The sequence below is a fragment of the Streptosporangium canum genome (genome assembly GCF_900113865.1).
Lineage (GTDB): Bacteria > Actinomycetota > Actinomycetes > Streptosporangiales > Streptosporangiaceae > Streptosporangium > Streptosporangium canum.
Genome location: NZ_FOQY01000020.1, coordinates 128,413 through 143,663, shown reverse-complemented (window position 1 = coordinate 143,663; position 15,251 = coordinate 128,413). Strand labels below are relative to the sequence as shown.

12 protein-coding genes and 2 pseudogenes are annotated in these 15,251 nt (G+C 72.6%); 12 read left to right on the top strand and 2 right to left on the bottom strand.

Annotation, left to right across the window (positions count from 1 at the left end):
• The 5 genes and pseudogenes from BM085_RS44650 to BM085_RS47495 form a co-directional block, all read left to right on the top strand.
• A partial coding sequence (locus BM085_RS44650) for a condensation domain-containing protein (protein WP_245789712.1) occupies positions 1-1,010 on the top strand: 1,010 nt, incomplete at its 5' end.
• Positions 997-4,980, top strand: coding sequence for a non-ribosomal peptide synthetase (locus tag BM085_RS26675; RefSeq protein WP_093889652.1), 3,984 nt, complete (start codon positions 997-999; stop codon positions 4,978-4,980). The genes BM085_RS44650 and BM085_RS26675, both read left to right, overlap by 14 nt.
• Before the next feature lie 49 nt (positions 4,981-5,029).
• Positions 5,030-5,239, top strand: coding sequence for an MbtH family protein (locus BM085_RS26670; protein WP_031167339.1), 210 nt, complete (start codon positions 5,030-5,032; stop codon positions 5,237-5,239).
• 40 nt (positions 5,240-5,279) lie between these two features.
• Positions 5,280-6,008, top strand: coding sequence for a thioesterase II family protein (locus tag BM085_RS26665; RefSeq protein WP_093889651.1), 729 nt, complete (start codon positions 5,280-5,282; stop codon positions 6,006-6,008).
• A gap of 45 nt (positions 6,009-6,053) precedes the next feature.
• Positions 6,054-6,299: pseudogene (locus BM085_RS47495) on the top strand (helix-turn-helix domain-containing protein); the annotation flags it as partial.
• Positions 6,300-6,323: 24 nt separating this feature from the next.
• Here the strand turns inward: BM085_RS47495 and BM085_RS26655 are convergent.
• Positions 6,324-6,875 (bottom strand): NADPH-dependent FMN reductase, encoded by a 552-nt coding sequence (locus BM085_RS26655; protein ID WP_093889650.1) that lies wholly within the window; start codon positions 6,873-6,875, stop codon positions 6,324-6,326.
• Between the two features lie 113 nt (positions 6,876-6,988).
• Here BM085_RS26655 and BM085_RS26650 point away from each other — a divergent pair.
• Positions 6,989-7,909, top strand: a pseudogene (locus BM085_RS26650) (AraC family transcriptional regulator); the annotation flags it as partial.
• A 523-nt stretch (positions 7,910-8,432) separates the two neighbouring features.
• On the opposite strand, the gene BM085_RS26640 reads toward BM085_RS26650, so the two are convergent.
• A complete protein-coding gene (locus BM085_RS26640) occupies positions 8,433-9,314 on the bottom strand; it encodes an esterase/lipase family protein (protein WP_177245288.1) in 882 nt (293 codons plus the stop codon).
• 217 nt (positions 9,315-9,531) lie between these two features.
• On the opposite strand from BM085_RS26640, the gene BM085_RS26635 reads away from it, so the two are divergent.
• The 6 genes from BM085_RS26635 to aroC all read left to right on the top strand — a co-directional run bounded on the left by BM085_RS26635 (position 9,532) and on the right by aroC (position 15,233).
• On the top strand, positions 9,532-10,440 hold the full coding sequence (locus BM085_RS26635; RefSeq protein WP_231509903.1) for a carbamate kinase: 909 nt from the start codon (positions 9,532-9,534) through the stop codon (positions 10,438-10,440).
• A 27-nt stretch (positions 10,441-10,467) separates the two neighbouring features.
• Positions 10,468-11,559 carry a barbiturase gene (gene bar / locus BM085_RS26630; RefSeq protein ID WP_093889648.1) on the top strand — a complete coding sequence of 364 codons (1,092 nt, stop codon included), beginning with the start codon at positions 10,468-10,470 and terminating at the stop codon, positions 11,557-11,559.
• A gap of 471 nt (positions 11,560-12,030) precedes the next feature.
• Positions 12,031-12,582 carry an SseB family protein gene (locus BM085_RS26625; RefSeq protein ID WP_093889647.1) on the top strand — a complete coding sequence of 184 codons (552 nt, stop codon included), beginning with the start codon at positions 12,031-12,033 and terminating at the stop codon, positions 12,580-12,582.
• A gap of 108 nt (positions 12,583-12,690) precedes the next feature.
• The gene (locus tag BM085_RS26620; RefSeq protein WP_218158835.1) at positions 12,691-13,455 is read left to right on the top strand and encodes a prepilin peptidase; all 765 of its coding nucleotides are present in this window, start codon (positions 12,691-12,693) and stop codon (positions 13,453-13,455) included.
• A 91-nt stretch (positions 13,456-13,546) separates the two neighbouring features.
• A complete protein-coding gene (locus BM085_RS26615; RefSeq protein WP_093889645.1) occupies positions 13,547-13,996 on the top strand; it encodes a MarR family winged helix-turn-helix transcriptional regulator in 450 nt (149 codons plus the stop codon).
• A 58-nt stretch (positions 13,997-14,054) separates the two neighbouring features.
• Positions 14,055-15,233, top strand: a complete 1,179-nt coding sequence (gene aroC, locus BM085_RS26610; RefSeq protein ID WP_093889644.1) for a chorismate synthase — start codon at positions 14,055-14,057, stop codon at positions 15,231-15,233.
• Positions 15,234-15,251: the final 18 nt, after the last annotated feature.

Below are 15,251 nucleotides of genomic sequence, written 5' to 3'. Positions count from 1 at the left end.
AGGCGGCGGTGCGGGGGGCCGTTCCCGAGCTGGCTCCGGTTCCGACCTCTTTCCGCACCTGGGCCCACCGGCTCCAGGACGAGGCCCGCGACAGGACCGCCGAACTCGACCTCTGGACCCGGACGCTCGGCGACGGGACCGCGCGGCTGGACCCGGCGGTGGGCATCTTCGGCACCCAGGGCCACCGGCTGGACCCGGCTGTGGACACCTTCGGCACCCAGGGCCATCTGACGCTCGAACTGCCCCCGGATGTCACCGAGCCGCTGCTCACCCGGCTCCCGGCGGCGTTCCACGCCCGGGTCGGAGACGTGCTGCTCGCCGGGCTCGCGCTGGCCGTCAGCCGATGGACCGGTCAGGACTCGGTCCTGCTGGACCTGGAGGGACACGGCAGGGAGGAGATCTTCCCCGGCGTCGACCTGTCCAGGACCGTCGGCTGGTTCACCACCATGTATCCCGTCCGGCTGGACCCCGGCCCGGCGGACTGGGCCGACCTGCGAGGCCCCACGGCGGGCCGGGCGATCAAACGGGTCAAGGAACAGCTCCGCGCCATCCCCGACAACGGGATCGGCTACGGCCTGCTCCGCCACCTCAACCCCGCGACCGCCGCCGAACTGAGCCGGCACCCCGTCCCCGAGCTGGCCTTCAACTACCTCGGCCGGGTCGAGACCGCCACCGGCGCCGACTGGTCCCCGGCCCCCGAATCCGACGCGGCAGGCGGCGGGCACGCGGCGGATCTCGCGCTCCCGCACGCGCTGGAGGTCAACGCGGTCACCCGGGACACGCCCGACGGCCCCCGCCTCCGGGCGACCTGGTCCTGGGCGGGGCGCCTGTTCGACGAGGAACGGGTCAGAGAGCTGGCCGAGGCCTGGTTCACCGCCCTCACCGGCCTGTCCCTGCACACCGGCGGCGGCCTGACCCCCTCGGACCTGATGGTCTCCATCAGCCAGGAAGAGATCGACGCGTTCGCGTCGGAGCTCGACGCGGAGTGGAGTGCCCGTGAGCCAGCTTGAGGACATCCTGCCCCTGTCGCCGCTGCAACAGGGACTGTTCTTCCACGCCCTGTTCGACGAGGCCGCGCCCGACGTCTACACCGCCCAGCTCGTGCTGGAGCTGGAAGGGCCCCTCGACGTCCCCGCCCTGAGGAGCGCCGTGGCGGCGCTGCTCCGCCGCCACGCCAACCTGCGCGCCTCGTTCCGGCAGCGGACCAACGGCGAACCCGTCCAGCTCGTGCACCGCCGGGTCGAGGTCCCCTGGCGGGAGGTCGCCACCGCCGACGCCGCCGGGGTGGCCGCCGAGGAGCGGGCCCGCCGCTTCGACCTGGCCGCGCCGCCGCTGATGCGCTTCGTCCTGGTACGGCTCGCGCCCGGCAGACACCGGCTGGTCTTCACCAACCATCACATCCTGCTCGACGGCTGGTCCACCCCGCTGCTGGCCGCCGAGCTGTTCGCCCTGTACGGCGGGGCCGAGCCTCCTGCGGCCCCGCCGTACAAGGGGTATCTGGCCTGGCTGGCCCGCCAGGACCACGCGGCGGCGACGGCGGCCTGGGGCCGGGCCCTGCACGGGATCGCCGGACCCACCCTGGTCGTCCCCGATCTCGCGGGCCGTCCGCCCGCCGACCCCGGGCGCGTCCGCGCCCACCTCAGCGAGGACCTCACCGGCCGTCTCACCGCCGTCCTGCGTGCCCGGTCGCTCACCCTCAACACGGTGATCCAGGGTTCGTGGGCGCTGCTGCTCGCGCTCCTCACCGGCCGCGACGACGTCGTCTTCGGCGGCACCGTCTCCGGCCGGCCGCCCGAGCTGCCCGGCGTCGAGCGCATGGTCGGCCTGTTCATCAACACGGTTCCGGTGCGCGTACGGATCGATCCGGCCGAGACCCTGGCGGGACTGCTCGGACGCGTCCAGGCCGAACAGTCGGACCTGTTCGCCCACCACCACCTCGGACTCGCCGAGATCCAGCGGCTGCCCGGCCTGGGGCCGCTGTTCGACACCATGACCGTCCTGGAGAACTACCCTCTCGACGCCGCGGCCCTGGGCAGCGCCGGAGCCGGGCCCGGGGCGGAGGGGAGCCTGCGGCTCGCCGGATCCTCGGGCACCGACGCCACCCACTACCCGCTCGCCCTGGCCGTCGTCCCCGGCGGGCGGCTGTCCCTGCGCCTGGACCACCGCCCCGACGTCATCCCCCGCGCCGATGCCATCCGGCTCCTCAACCGGCTGACGCGACTGCTCAAGACCGTCGCCGCCGACCCCGACCGGCCGCTCGCCCGGCTCGACCTCCTGTCCGCCGACGAGCGCGCGCACGTCCTCCACGACTGGAACGACGCAACCACGCCGTCCCCGTCCTCCGTGCTCTCCCCGGTCCCCGCGCCGTCCCCGGTCTCTTCCGCCACGGCTCCGGCCTCCTCCGCGCCGGTCGCCGTCCCACCCTCCGCGCCGGTCGCCATCTCGCCCTCCGCGCCCGCGCCTCCGCTCGCCCTGCCCGCGCCTCCGCCCGCGGCGACGATCACGGCGGCCTTCGCCGAGCAGGTGGCGCGGACCCCGGACGCCGAGGCCGTCGTCAGCGGCGCGACCTCTCTCACCTACGCCGAGCTGAACGGGCGGGCCAACCTGCTGGCACACCGGCTGATCGGACTGGGCGTCCGGGCCGAGACCCCCGTCGCGGTCCTGCTCGAACGGTCGGCGGACGTGGTCGTGGCGACCCTGGCGATCGCCAAGGCGGGGGGCGCCTACGTCCCGGTTCACCACGGCCACCCGGCCGACCGGATGAGCTGGGTGATGGCCGACACCGGCGCACCCGTCCTGGTCACCGACCGCGATCCCGGCTTCGGGCACGCCGCCGAGGTGATCCGGCTGGACGGAGGCACGCCGGACCACCCGCGCGAGGAGGCCGAGGCGGGTGCCGTACCGCGTGACGACCCGCATGGCGACCCGCGGGTGGGAACCCATCCCGACCAGCTCGCCTACGTGATCTACACCTCGGGCTCGACGGGCAGGCCCAAGGGCGTCGCCGTACGGCACCGTGACGTCCTGGCCCTGGTCTCCGACCGGCGGTGGGCCGACGGTCACCGGCGCCTGCTGATGCACTCGCCGCACGCCTTCGACGCCTCCACCTACGAGATCTGGGTGCCGCTGCTGAACGGCGGCACGGTCGTCGTCGCGCCGCCCGGCGAGCTCGATCCCGCCACGATCGACGCCCTCGTCGCCGGTCACCGGCTGACCGCCCTGTTCATCACGACCGCCCTGTTCAACCTGGTCGCGGAGGAGGACCCGGGGGCGTTCGCGGGCCTGCGCGAGGTCCTCACCGGCGGGGAGGCGGCCTCACCCGAGGCCATGCGGCGGGTCCGGGAGGCCTGCCCGGACACCGTGCTCGGCCACGTCTACGGACCCACCGAGGCCACCACCTACGCCACCTACCACCGGGTCTCCCGGGTGGACTCGGCCGCGCCGCCCATCGGCCGGGCCATGGACGGCATGCGGGCCTACGTGCTGGACGGTCTGCTGCGCCCGGTCCCCCCGGGTGCCCCAGGCGAGCTGTACCTCGCGGGCTCCGGCCTGGCCCGCGGCTACCGGGGCCGTCCCGGCCTGACCGCCGAACGGTTCGTCGCCTGCCCGTACGGCGGGCGGATGTACCGGACCGGGGACCTGGTCAGGTGGTCGGCCGGCGGGGAACTGGAGTATCTGGGCCGGACCGACCACCAGGTCAAGATCCGCGGGTTCCGGATCGAACCGGGCGAGGTCGAGGCGGCCCTGTCCCGGCACCCCGAGGTCGCCCAGGTGTCGGTGCTGGCCCGCGACAACCGGCTGGTCGCCTACACGGTCGGCACCGCCGCCCCGGAGGAGCTTCGGCTGTTCGCGGCGCGGACCCTGCCCGAGTACATGGTGCCCTCCTCGGTGGTGCCCCTGGACGCGCTGCCGCTCACCCCGAACGGGAAGGTGGACCGCGCCGCCCTGCCCGAGCCGGATGTCGCGGTGTCCTCGCGCGGCCCCCGCACCCCCGCCGAGGAGCTGCTCTGCCGCCTGTTCGCCCAGGTGCTCGGCCTGGAGCGGGTCGGCGTCGACGACGGGTTCTTCGACCTGGGCGGCGACAGCATCAGCGTGATCCGGCTGGTCTCCCGGGCCCGGCAGGAGGGGATGACGATCACCCCGCGTGAGGTGTTCGCGCGCCAGACGGTCGAGGCGCTGGCCGGAGACGGCCGGCCGGACGCGCGGTCGGGGCCGGAGGCGGACGCCGGCGGCCTGGAGGTGCTGCTCCCGCTGCGCGCCGGGGGGTCCCGGCCGCCGCTGTTCTGCGTGCATCCCGGCGCCGGGCTCGGCTGGCCGTACTCCGGGCTGCTCCGCCATCTCGGCCCCGACCAGCCGCTCTACACCTTCCAGGCCCGCGCCCTGTCCGAACCGGGCTACACGGCCCCGTCGATCGAGGCCATGGCCCTGGACTACCTCGACCGCCTCCGCGAGGTCCAGCCGCGCGGGCCGTACCGGCTGGCGGGCTGGTCCATGGGCGGCCTGATCGCTCACGCGATGGGCGTCGAGCTGCGCGCACGCGGCGAGGAGGTCGCGCTGCTGGCCCTGCTCGACGCCTACCCCGGCGAGAAGATCGACTCTGGTGGGCGCGAGGCGCTGCCCGGACTGCTCGCCGCCGCCGGCTACGAGGGGCCGGAGGAGATGGGGAAGGTCTTGGAGTTCGTCCACGGCCAGAACGGCAGGTACGCCACCCTCGACGAACAGACATTGCTCGCGGTCTACCGTAATTACCGCAATGGTGTGAAGATCTCTCAGGAGCATGTGCCGCGGCGGTTCGACGGGGACGTGCTCCTCGTCATCGCCGCCCACGGCCGGGAGGCGGACATCCTCACGGCCGCCGACTGGAAGCCGTACGTCACCGGCACGATCGAGGAGCACACGGTCGCCTGTGACCACGAGGCCATGTTGAACCCCGAGCCGATCGCGGAGATCGCCGCACTGCTCCGAAAGGAACTGACGTGACTTCCTCCCCGGGGCCGAAGCCCGGGGCCCCCACACTCAAGGAGATTCGATGAGCAACCCGTTCGAGAACGCCGACGGCGTCTACCTGGCACTGATCAACGATGAGGGCCAGTACTCCCTGTGGCCGTCCTGGGCCGAGGTCCCGGCGGGCTGGACGGTCGCCTTCGGTGAGGACACCCGGCAGGCCTGCCTCGACCACATCGAGGCGAACTGGACCGACATGCGTCCCAAGAGCCTGATCAGAGCCATGGGCGAATGAGCCGCACGATCTTCGAGGGGCCCGGCGGCGAGGGGGGCGCGTGAGCTGGCTGAACTGCTTCCACCCCCGCCCGAGGGCGACCACCCGGCTGATCTGCTTCCCGCACGCGGGCGGGTCCGCCACGGCCTACCGCGACTGGTCCGCGCTGCTGCCCGAGTCGGTCGAGCTGTACGGCGTGCAGCTGCCCGGCCGGGCCGACCGGTTCGGCGAGCCGATGCCGGAGCACATGAGCACGCTGGTCGACTCGCTCACCGAGGCGATGCTCCCGCTGCTGGACCGGCGTTTCGCGCTGTTCGGCCACAGCATGGGCGCGGTGGGCGCCTACGAGGTCACGCGCGTGCTGGAGGCGCGGGGGATCGGCCCGGCGAAGCTGTTCGTGTCGGGGGCGACGGCGCCGCACGAGGCCGGGGAGAGACGGAAGGTCTCCGGGTACGACGACGCCGCGCTCCTGGCCGAACTGTCCAGGCTCGGCGGCACCGAGCTGGAGATCTTCGCCCATCCCGTGATGCGCGAGATCATCTTTCCCTACGTCCGCGGTGACTTCCGGCTGCTGGAGAACTACCGCCACCGTCCCGGCCCCCCGCTGCGCACCCCTGTCTCCGCCCTCGTCGGCGACGCCGACCCGGTGGTCGCCCCGGCCCAGGCCAAGGCCTGGGAGACGCTCACGGCCTCGGACTTCTCCCTGACGGTCTTCCCCGGCGACCACTTCTACCTGCAGCCGCAGCGGGCACGGGTGGTGGCCGAGATCGTTCAGAGGTTGAGCACCTAGTGTGCTGCGCCTGAAATAGCGAGTCTAAATCTGTGCCCTGTTGTCATGTCGCCGGGTCCTCGTGCTGTTGAAGTCTTCCTATCCGATGAAGAGCGCGCCGAGTTGTCGCGCTGGGCGGGTGGGGCGGCGCCGCCCCGTCTTGCGGAGCGGGCGCGCATCGTTCTGGCGTGTACGGGCGGAGCACCGAACGCGCGCGTGACGGCGGAAGCCGCGGTGAGCGCGGACACGGTGAGGAAGTGGCGCTCGCGGTTCGTCACCCGGCGGATGGCGGGTCTGGCCGACGAGCCACGGCCGGGGCACCCGCCCGTCGTCGGCTCACCCCCTGAGTGGACGCAGGGCGGAGCCCCAGGCGAGAACCTGGTCGAGGACGAGGTTCAGCCGGTCCTCGTGGACGGCGGCGGGCTTGAAGCCGTCCGCGAAGTCGGTGTGGATCGACAGCCCGACCTGGTTCGACACGGTGGCCACGCTGAGCAGGCCCAGGACGTGCCGCAGGTGCGAGATCGCCCGGGGCGCGCCGTCCACGCCGTAGCCGACGAAACCGGCCGCCTTGTTGCTCCACTCCGTGTACAGGAAGTCGAGGGCGTTCTTGAGCGCGCCGGGGTACGAGTTGTTGTATTCGGGGGTCACGATCACGAACGCGTCCAGGGACGAGATCTTGGCCGACCAGCGCTTGGTGTGCTCGTGCCGGTAGTTGCCCGTGGCGGGGTGCTCGGGCTCGTCCAGGTTGCCCAGGCCGTAGTCCTTCAGATCGACGAGCTCGTACTCGGCATCGCCTCGTTTGACCGCCAGATCGCGGGCCCAGTGCGCCACCGCCTCACCGTTGCGGCCAGGGCGGGTACTGCCCAGGATGATGCCTACCTTCAGCATGTCAATGCTCCCTCAATCGGTTACGCGAACCACTCTAGGGAGACCTGATGAGATATTGAATGCGCTGCTGTCCAATATTCATACGCCAGCGTCTCATGGCATAGACTCAATGCATGGATGTGCTGAGCGACGTGGTGGCCTTCATGCGGTGCGGGCGCCCCACCTCCGCCCGCGTCTCCTGGCGGGCGCCCTGGGGCGTGTCGTTCCGCGCGGCACCCGGATCCGCCGGTTTCCAGGTGATGCTGCGCGGCTCCTGCTGGCTCGTTCCCCCGGATGGCGAGCCCGTTCCGCTGAGCATGGGCGACCTGGTGTTTATGCCGCACGGCGACTCGTTCGGGCTTGCCGACGATCCCGCGAGGCCGCTGGTCGAGTCGGACTGCGAGCCGCATTCCGAGCTGTTCACCTCGGCCGATTTCGGTGGTGCCGGGGCCGAGACGGTGATCCTGTCCTGCGGCTACCGGCTCAACCTCGACAGGACTCACCCGATTCTGGGCTCGCTGCCCGGCGTGATCCACCTGCCCGCGACGCTCGGCAGCCATCCGGAGCTGCGGGCCGCCGTCGAGCTACTGGCCGCCGAGATCGACACCCCGCGCCCCGGCACGGACACTGTCGTGTCGTCCCTGCTCGACATGTTGCAGCTGTACGTTCTGCGGGCCTACTTCGAGACCCAGGACGAGCCCTGCACGATGTCCGGCTGGGCCGCCGCGCTGGCCGACCCCGCCATCGGCCGCGCGCTCGACGCCATCCACCGCGACCCGGCCCGCCGCTGGACGGTCGAGTCGCTCGGCACCCACGCGGGCATGTCACGCGCCGGCTTCGCCCGCCGCTTCACGGAGCTGGTCGGGCAGCCGCCGCTGGCGTACCTGACCTGGTGGCGGCTGGCGAGCGGGGCGCGCATGCTGCGCGAGTCCGACGCGTCGGTGGCGGAGGTGGCCGAGCGAGTGGGGTATGGGTCGGAGTTCGCCTTCGGCAACGCCTTCAAGCGGGAGTTCGGCGTGGCGCCCGGCCGGTACCGCCGCCGGACGGCGCGCGCTGCACACGGTGACGTGGCGGGCCGGGCCCAAAGGGCCGTTGCGCTCCCGGTTCGCCACGCTGCGGGTACGGCCGGCGGGGATGCGGATCCGCCGCGCGCACGTGGGCGAGGATCTGCCGGTGTGCTGGCTGCCGGCCGAATGGCTACCCGGTGAGAGCGAGCCGACCAAATACTGGCTGTCTACCCTCCCGGCGGACGTCGCGCTGCGGTGTCTGGTGCGCCTGGCGAAGATCCGCCGGCGCGTCGAGCACGATCCCCGACCGTCCGGTGGGCGTGTCTTTCCGGCCCGTCGAGACTCCTGAGGATCTCCCCGGCTCGTTCGCGGGTGATGTGGTGGAATCCGCGGTGGACGCGCCCCCGTCCGGGTGCGTCCACCGCGTTCCTCGCCTGCGCCCGCCCCGGCAAGAATGACCTGTGGGAAAGAATCTCTCAACGCCTTTTGGTCCACGGCTGAAAGCACCGGTCATGCGGGTTCGCGCGACACCGCGGCGGGCCGGCTCGGGGCGGAGGGGGCGCTCGGCGGGTCAGAGGATGAGCGCGAAGCAGTCCGGGCGGTAGCCCCCGGGCAGCGGTCCGGGGCTCTCCAGTGCCTTGTTGACGTAGGAGAGCATCACCGGGTCCAGCGTCTCCAGGTTGTGCCCGATCACGCCCTCGACCAGTCCCTTCAACGGGCAGTCGTCCTGGAGCATCCTGTTGGTCACCTGTTCCTTCGGCCCGTCGACGAAGGTCGAGGCCGCCTCCTGCTCGGCCTTCAGCCCGAGGGCGGTGTAGCCGACCCCCTCCTCGACCATGGAGGGATCGTTGAGCTCCCTCATCAGCGGTGAGTCCGAGCGCAGCTCGTCGCAGACCGTCTCCCGGCCGCAGTTCTCGCGCAGCTCCCCGGTCAGCTCCTGGTGCGGGGCGCCCAGGGTGATCAGCTCCGACACCTTGCCGGCCCCGCCCTCCAGCCGCATGTAGGCCCGGGGCACGAGCCCGCCCAGGCTGTGCCCGACGATCGCCGCCTTCCGCGCCCCGGTGGCCTGGAGCACCCCCTCGACGAAGATCCCCAGCACCTGGGCGGAATCCCTGATCGAGTTGCTCCACCCGTAGTCGAGCGCGAAGACGCAGTATCCCTGCTTGCTCAGGTACGGCGCCGCCATCGGCCAGGTCACCGCCCCGTTGCTCCTGGCGCCGTGGACCAGGATCACCGGGTACGGCGAGCCGTCACGGGGCCGGCAGCCGAAGTCGTTGGCGTCCTCCAGCCCGTCGGAGGCCATCCGCCTGGCCTGGGCGACCATGTCCACCTTCGGCACGGCGGGCGCCGTCTCCCGGTTCAGCAGCGTGTCGGCCGCGAACGTGAGGACCGCGAGCCCGGCCACGGCGCACAGGACGATCACGACGATCTGGCCGGGACGGAGCTGACCCACTCGATCTCTCCCGTCGGAAGGACGCGGAAGAGAAGCCTTTCCCGTCATCCGGCACGGATCTATGGCCTGCCCGCGCCGGTTGCCCCCCGAAGTTGGCACGGCGCGACAACTCCCAGCCGGGACGGCGTCCTGACCGTCGACTTCTGTCGAAGAACGGCTCCGCCTTGGGCAGAGAGTGACCATGAGCCGGATCAGGCAGCCCGTTAGCGTCGCTCGTGTGGGTGAACGAGTACTGATCGCGCTCGGCGGCAACGCGATGACGGCTCCCGACGGAAGCGCCTCGCCGGACGACCAGCGCGGAGCGGTGGAGGGGGCGATGAGCCACGTCACCGCCCTGATCGCGGCCGGCCACCAGGTGACCCTCACCCACGGCAACGGCCCCCAGGTCGGCAACCTGATCCTGAAGAACCAGCTCGCGGCCGACGTCGTGCCCCCGGTGCCGCTCGACTGGTGCGGCGCGCAGACCCAGGCCACGATCGGCACGCTGGTCCTCAACGCCCTGGGCGGCCGTGCCGCGGTCGTGGTGACCCGGACGCTCGTCGACCCCGCCGACCCGGCCTTCCGCGACCCGGTCAAACCCATCGGCCGCTACTTCACCGAGGCCGACGCCCGGCGCTTCGAAGGGCTCGGCCAGACCTGGCGCCGGTTCGACCGGGGCTGGCGCCGGGTGGTGGCCTCCCCGGAACCGCTGGAGATCCTCGACGCCCCCGCGGTGGCCGCGCTGACGGCCGCCGGATTCACCGTCGTGGCGGCGGGCGGCGGGGGAGTGCCCGTGGCCCGCGACGCCGCAGGCCGGCTCACCGGGGTCGAGGCCGTGATCGACAAGGATCTGGCCGCCGCGATGCTGGCGCGCGCCGTACGGGCCACGGTCCTGGTGATCGCCACCGACGTGCCCCGGGCCGTCGTGGGATTCGGTACGGCCCACGCCCGGCCCATCGGCTCCGTCACCGCGGCCGAGCTGCGCGTGTTGCACGCGGCCGGGCACTTCGCGGGAGGGAGCATGGGACCGAAGGTCGAGGCCGCGCTCCGCTTCGTCGAGCAGGGCGGCGACCAGGCGGTGATCACCTCCCTCGGGGACATCGGGGCGGCGGTCGCCGGGCAGGCCGGCACCGTGGTGCGAAAGTGAACACGACCCGATTGGAAGGTGGCAGGCATGCCGGAACCGATTGAAGTGCGCAAGGTGGCCATCGAGAGCGTGACCGACGCCTCCGGGCTGACCAGGCTCATCGACGACGGGGTGATCGAGGCCCACCGGGTGCTCGCGGTCATCGGCAAGACCGAGGGCAACGGCGGGGTCAACGACTACACCCGCATCCTGGCCGACCGTGCCTTCCGCGAGGTGCTCGCCGCCAAGGGCCACCCGTCCCCCGAGAGCGTCCCGCTGGTGTGGTCCGGCGGCACCGACGGCGTGCTGAGCCCGCACGCGACGATCTTCGCCACCACCGCGGCCGCCGAGCCGGGCGACGAGCCGCGCGTCAGCGTCGGCATCGCGATGAGCGACGTCATCCTCCCCGAGGACATCGGCCGTCCCGCGATGGTGGAGAAGGTCGCCGCCGGAGTGCGCGAGGCCATGAAGATCGCCGGGATCGACGATCCCGCCGACGTCCACTACGTCCAGACCAAGACGCCCCTGCTGACCCTGGCCACCATCAACGACGCCAAGTCCCGGGGCAAGGACGTGGTGATCGAGGACACCGGACCGTCCATGGACATCTCCAACTCCACCACCGCGCTCGGCGTCGCGGTCGCGCTCGGCGAGATCGAGATGCCCACAGCCGACCAGATCCACCGTGACCTGTCGCTGTACTCCTCGGTCGCGTCCTGCTCCTCGGGCGTCGAGCTGGACCGCGCGCAGATCGTGGTCGTCGGCAACGTGCGCGGCATCGGCGGCCGCTACCGGATCGGCCACTCGGTCATGAAGGACGCGCTGGACGCCGACGGGATCTGGGAGGCGATCCGCTCCAGCGGCATCGACCTGCCCGACCGTCCCCACCCGTCCGACCTGGGCGACAGGCTGGTCAACGTCTTCATGAAGTGCGAGGCCGACCCGTCGGGCAGCGTCCGCGGCCGCCGCAACATCATGCTCGACGACTCCGACGTGCACTGGCACCGCCAGATCAAGGCCACCGTCGGCGGTGTCGCGGCCAGCGTCACCGGCGACCCGGCCGTCTTCGTCTCGGTCGCCGCGGTCCACCAGGGTCCCAGCGGCGGTGGCCCGGTCGCCGCCATCGCCGACCTCGGCTGATCCGTCCCGGCCGGTACGGCCTGCCCCCCGTGCGGGCCGTACCGCGTCCGGACGGGTCAGCCCCAGAACGCGTAGACGACCCCGAGGGCCGCGGCGAAGAACAGGACCTCGACCACGACGCGTGCCGCCCGGGACTCTCCTGCCCGCCGACCGCGCTCGACCGTCTCCAGCATGACCGCTCCCTTCCGTCCGAATTCCCCGACAGGAGGATCGTCGCCCGTCCCCGGACCCGTCCGCATGGGGCTGGTGTCCCGGTTTCTCCAGGACTCCGGGCCCCGGAGTCCTGGCCTCCGCCTTCCCGGGCCTGCCGGGCCTGCTGGGACTCGGGGTCCCGGAGTTCTCGCCCCCGCCTTCCCGCGCCTGCCGGGCCTCCCGGGACTCGGGGTCCCGGAGTTCTCGCCCCCCGCCTTCCCTGAACTCAGGGCCCCGGCGTTCTCGCCTCCCCGCCGGTCGCGGGTAGGCTCCGGATCCGTGCCGAGCATTCCCCAGCCCCTGGTCCCCGATGACGACGGCAGCGCCGACGCCTCCGTTTCGTCCGCGCTCGCGGCTTTCTCCGCCGGTACGGCCGACGCCGGGGCGGTGATAGCCGCGCTGGGCGGAGCCCGGCTGCTCGTCCCGGTGGTGGCCCTGCTGACGGAGTCGGAGGTCGGGGAGCACGGCCTGCGGCAGGAGAAGGAGAGCGAGATGGCCCTGCCGAAGCTCATCGGCAACGACGGGCGCGAGGCGGTGCTCGCCTTCACCGGGGTCGAGCCGCTGCGGCTCTGGCGCCCCGACGCCCGGCCCATCCAGGCCACCACCCTCCAGGTCTGCCAGGCGGCGGTGCACGAGAACGCGGCCGCGGTGGTGATCGACGTGGCGGGGCCGGTGCCCTTCGTGATCGAGGGGGGCGTCCTGCGGGCGTTCGCCGCGGTCGAGTCGGGCACCGTCGACCAGCTCGGACCCGAGGTCACCGTGGCGCGGATGGAAGAGGCGGCGCCGGCCCCCCGGCGACGGTTCGGCTGGCCGTTCCGCGGGCGGGACTGACCCTCTTCCCCGGGACACGGGGACATGGGCCGGATATGGTCGGCCCGTGGAGGATCGCGGCGAGCGAGCAGGCGGCGGTCCGTGGGCGGCGCAGGCCGGGGAGGCCCCGTGATCCTTCTGCCGGTCCTGGCGGCGCTCACCGGCCTGGCGGCCGGGCGCTGGACGCGGGGCCTGGTGGTCCGGCACTCGGTGGCCGAGGGCGAGCCGCTCCGGAGGGACTGCCCGCACTGCGGCACCCCGCTGTCCGCCGCGCGCTGCCCCGGATGTTCCGGGCGGATCGGGCCGCCGCCGCTGGCGGTGGAGCTCGTCACCGCGCTGGCCCTGGCCCTCCTCGCCCTGCGCGCGGTGTGGACGGCCCGCTCCGGCACCGTTGCGGCGGGGCAGCCGCCAGGGCCGCTGCCGGAGGTCGTGACGGCGGTCGAACTGGCCGCCTACGGATGGCTGGCGGTGGTCGCCGTCGCGCTGGTCTTCGTCGACGCCGCCGTCCACCGGCTGCCCGACCGGCTCACCCTCGCCGCCTACCTCGGCACCACCGGCCTGCTCACGGCGACGGCCCTGCTCGGAGGGCGGTTCGACGACCTGCTCGGCGCCGGGCTGGGCGGGCTCGCCCTGGCGGCCTTCTACCTGGTGCTGTTCCTGGTCAACCCGGCGGGCATGGGGCTGGGCGACGTCAAACTCGCGGCGGCCCTCGGCACCGCGCTCGGCTGGCTGGGCTGGGACACGCTGGTCGCCGGGGCCTTCCTGGGCTTCCTCACGGGCGGCCTCTACGGAGTCGCGCTGATGATCCTGCGCCGCGCCGGCCGCAAGAGCGAGATCCCCTTCGGCCCCTTCATGGTCGTGGGGGCCTTCGCGGCCGTTCTCACCGGCCTCTGACCACCGGTCGCCGACCGGCCGCCGTCCATTAGTCTCCCGTTGTGCGAATTATTTAGTTCGGCCTAACGAAATGTGAGAGGGGGCCTTCGCCGTGTCGAGAGAGCGACTGCTGGCGGCCCTGGCCGAGGCGGGCCGCAAGCACGGCAACACCACCGTGATGTTCCACACCGCGGTCAGCGCGCGGATGGGCCTGGGCATGACCGAGGAGAAGACGCTCGACCTGCTGCGGCGGCTGGGCCCGCTCGCCGCAGGGGAGATCGCCGAGCACTCCGGCCTGACCCCGGCCTCGGTGAGCGGGCTGATCGACCGGCTGGAGCGCAAAGGTTTCGTCCGGCGGACACGCGACACCGAGGACCGGCGCCGGGTCATCGTGGAGATCAGGCACGACGGCATCGCCGGGTTCGGAGCGCTGTTCGAGGACCTGGTCCGCGGTCTGGAGGAGCTGTACGCCACCTACACCGACGAGCAGCTCGAACTCATCCTTGATTTCCTGCGCAGATCGGCCGAGGTCCAGCGCGCGGCCACCGCCGGCCTCGGCTGACGTCTCACCTGATGAGCCGAGGCCATTTCAGTGGGCGGCACATGGAAGACTTGTCACCATGTTGCGCTGGTTGACCGCTGGAGAGTCCCACGGCCCTGAGCTCGTCGCGATCCTGGAAGGCCTGCCCGCCGGGGTGGGAGTGACCACGGCCGATATCGACGGAGCACTGGCCAGGCGTCGCCTGGGCTACGGCCGCGGTGCCCGGATGAAGTTCGAGCAGGACGTGGTGAACGTCGTGGGCGGCGTGCGGCACGGCCGCACGCTCGGCAGCCCCATCGCCATTCGCGTGGGCAACACCGAGTGGCCCAAATGGGAGACCGTCATGGCCGCCGACCCGGTGGACCCGGCGCTGCTGGAGGGCCAGGCCCGCAACGCGCCGCGTTCGCGTCCGCGCCCCGGCCACGCCGACCTCGCCGGCATGCAGAAGTACGGCTTCGACGACGCCCGCCCGGTGCTCGACCGGGCCAGCGCCCGCGAGACCGCCGCCCGCGTGGCCCTCGGCCAGGTCGCCAAGAACTTCCTCAAGCAGGCACTCGGCGTCGACATCGTCAGCCACGTCGTCTCGATCGGCGCGGCGCGGGCCACGCAGGGCATCGTCCCGGGCCCCGGCGACATGGAGGCGGTCGACGCCGACCCAGTGCGCTGTGCCGACCCGGCCGGCAGCGCCGCGATGGTCGCCGAGATCGACAAGGCCCACAAGGAGGGCGACACCCTCGGCGGCGTCGTCGAGGTGCTCGCCTACGGCCTGCCGCCGGGCCTGGGCAGCTACACCCACTGGGACCGCCGCCTCGACTCCCGCCTCGCCGCCGCGCTGATGGGCATCCAGGCGATCAAGGGCGTCGCCGTCGGCGACGGCTTCGAGACCGCGCGCCGTCCCGGCTCCCGGGCCCACGACGAGATCGAGAACACCGCCGACGGCGTGCGCCGCATCACCAACCGGGCCGGCGGCGTCGAGGGCGGGATGACCAACGGCGAGCCGCTGCGCGTCAGCGCGGCGATGAAGCCGATCTCCACCGTGCCCCGGGCACTGGCCACGATCGACGTGCTGACCGGCGAGGCCGCCAAGGCCCACCACGAGCGCTCCGACGTGTGCGCGGTCCCGGCCGCCGCGATCGTCGCCGAGGCGATGGTCGCGCTGATCCTCGCCGACGCCGCGATCGAGAAGTTCGGCGGCGACTCCGTCGAGGAGGTCGCCCGCAACCTGTCCGGCTACCTCTCATCGATGGTGATCAAGTGAGCGGGAAGCCCGGCGAGC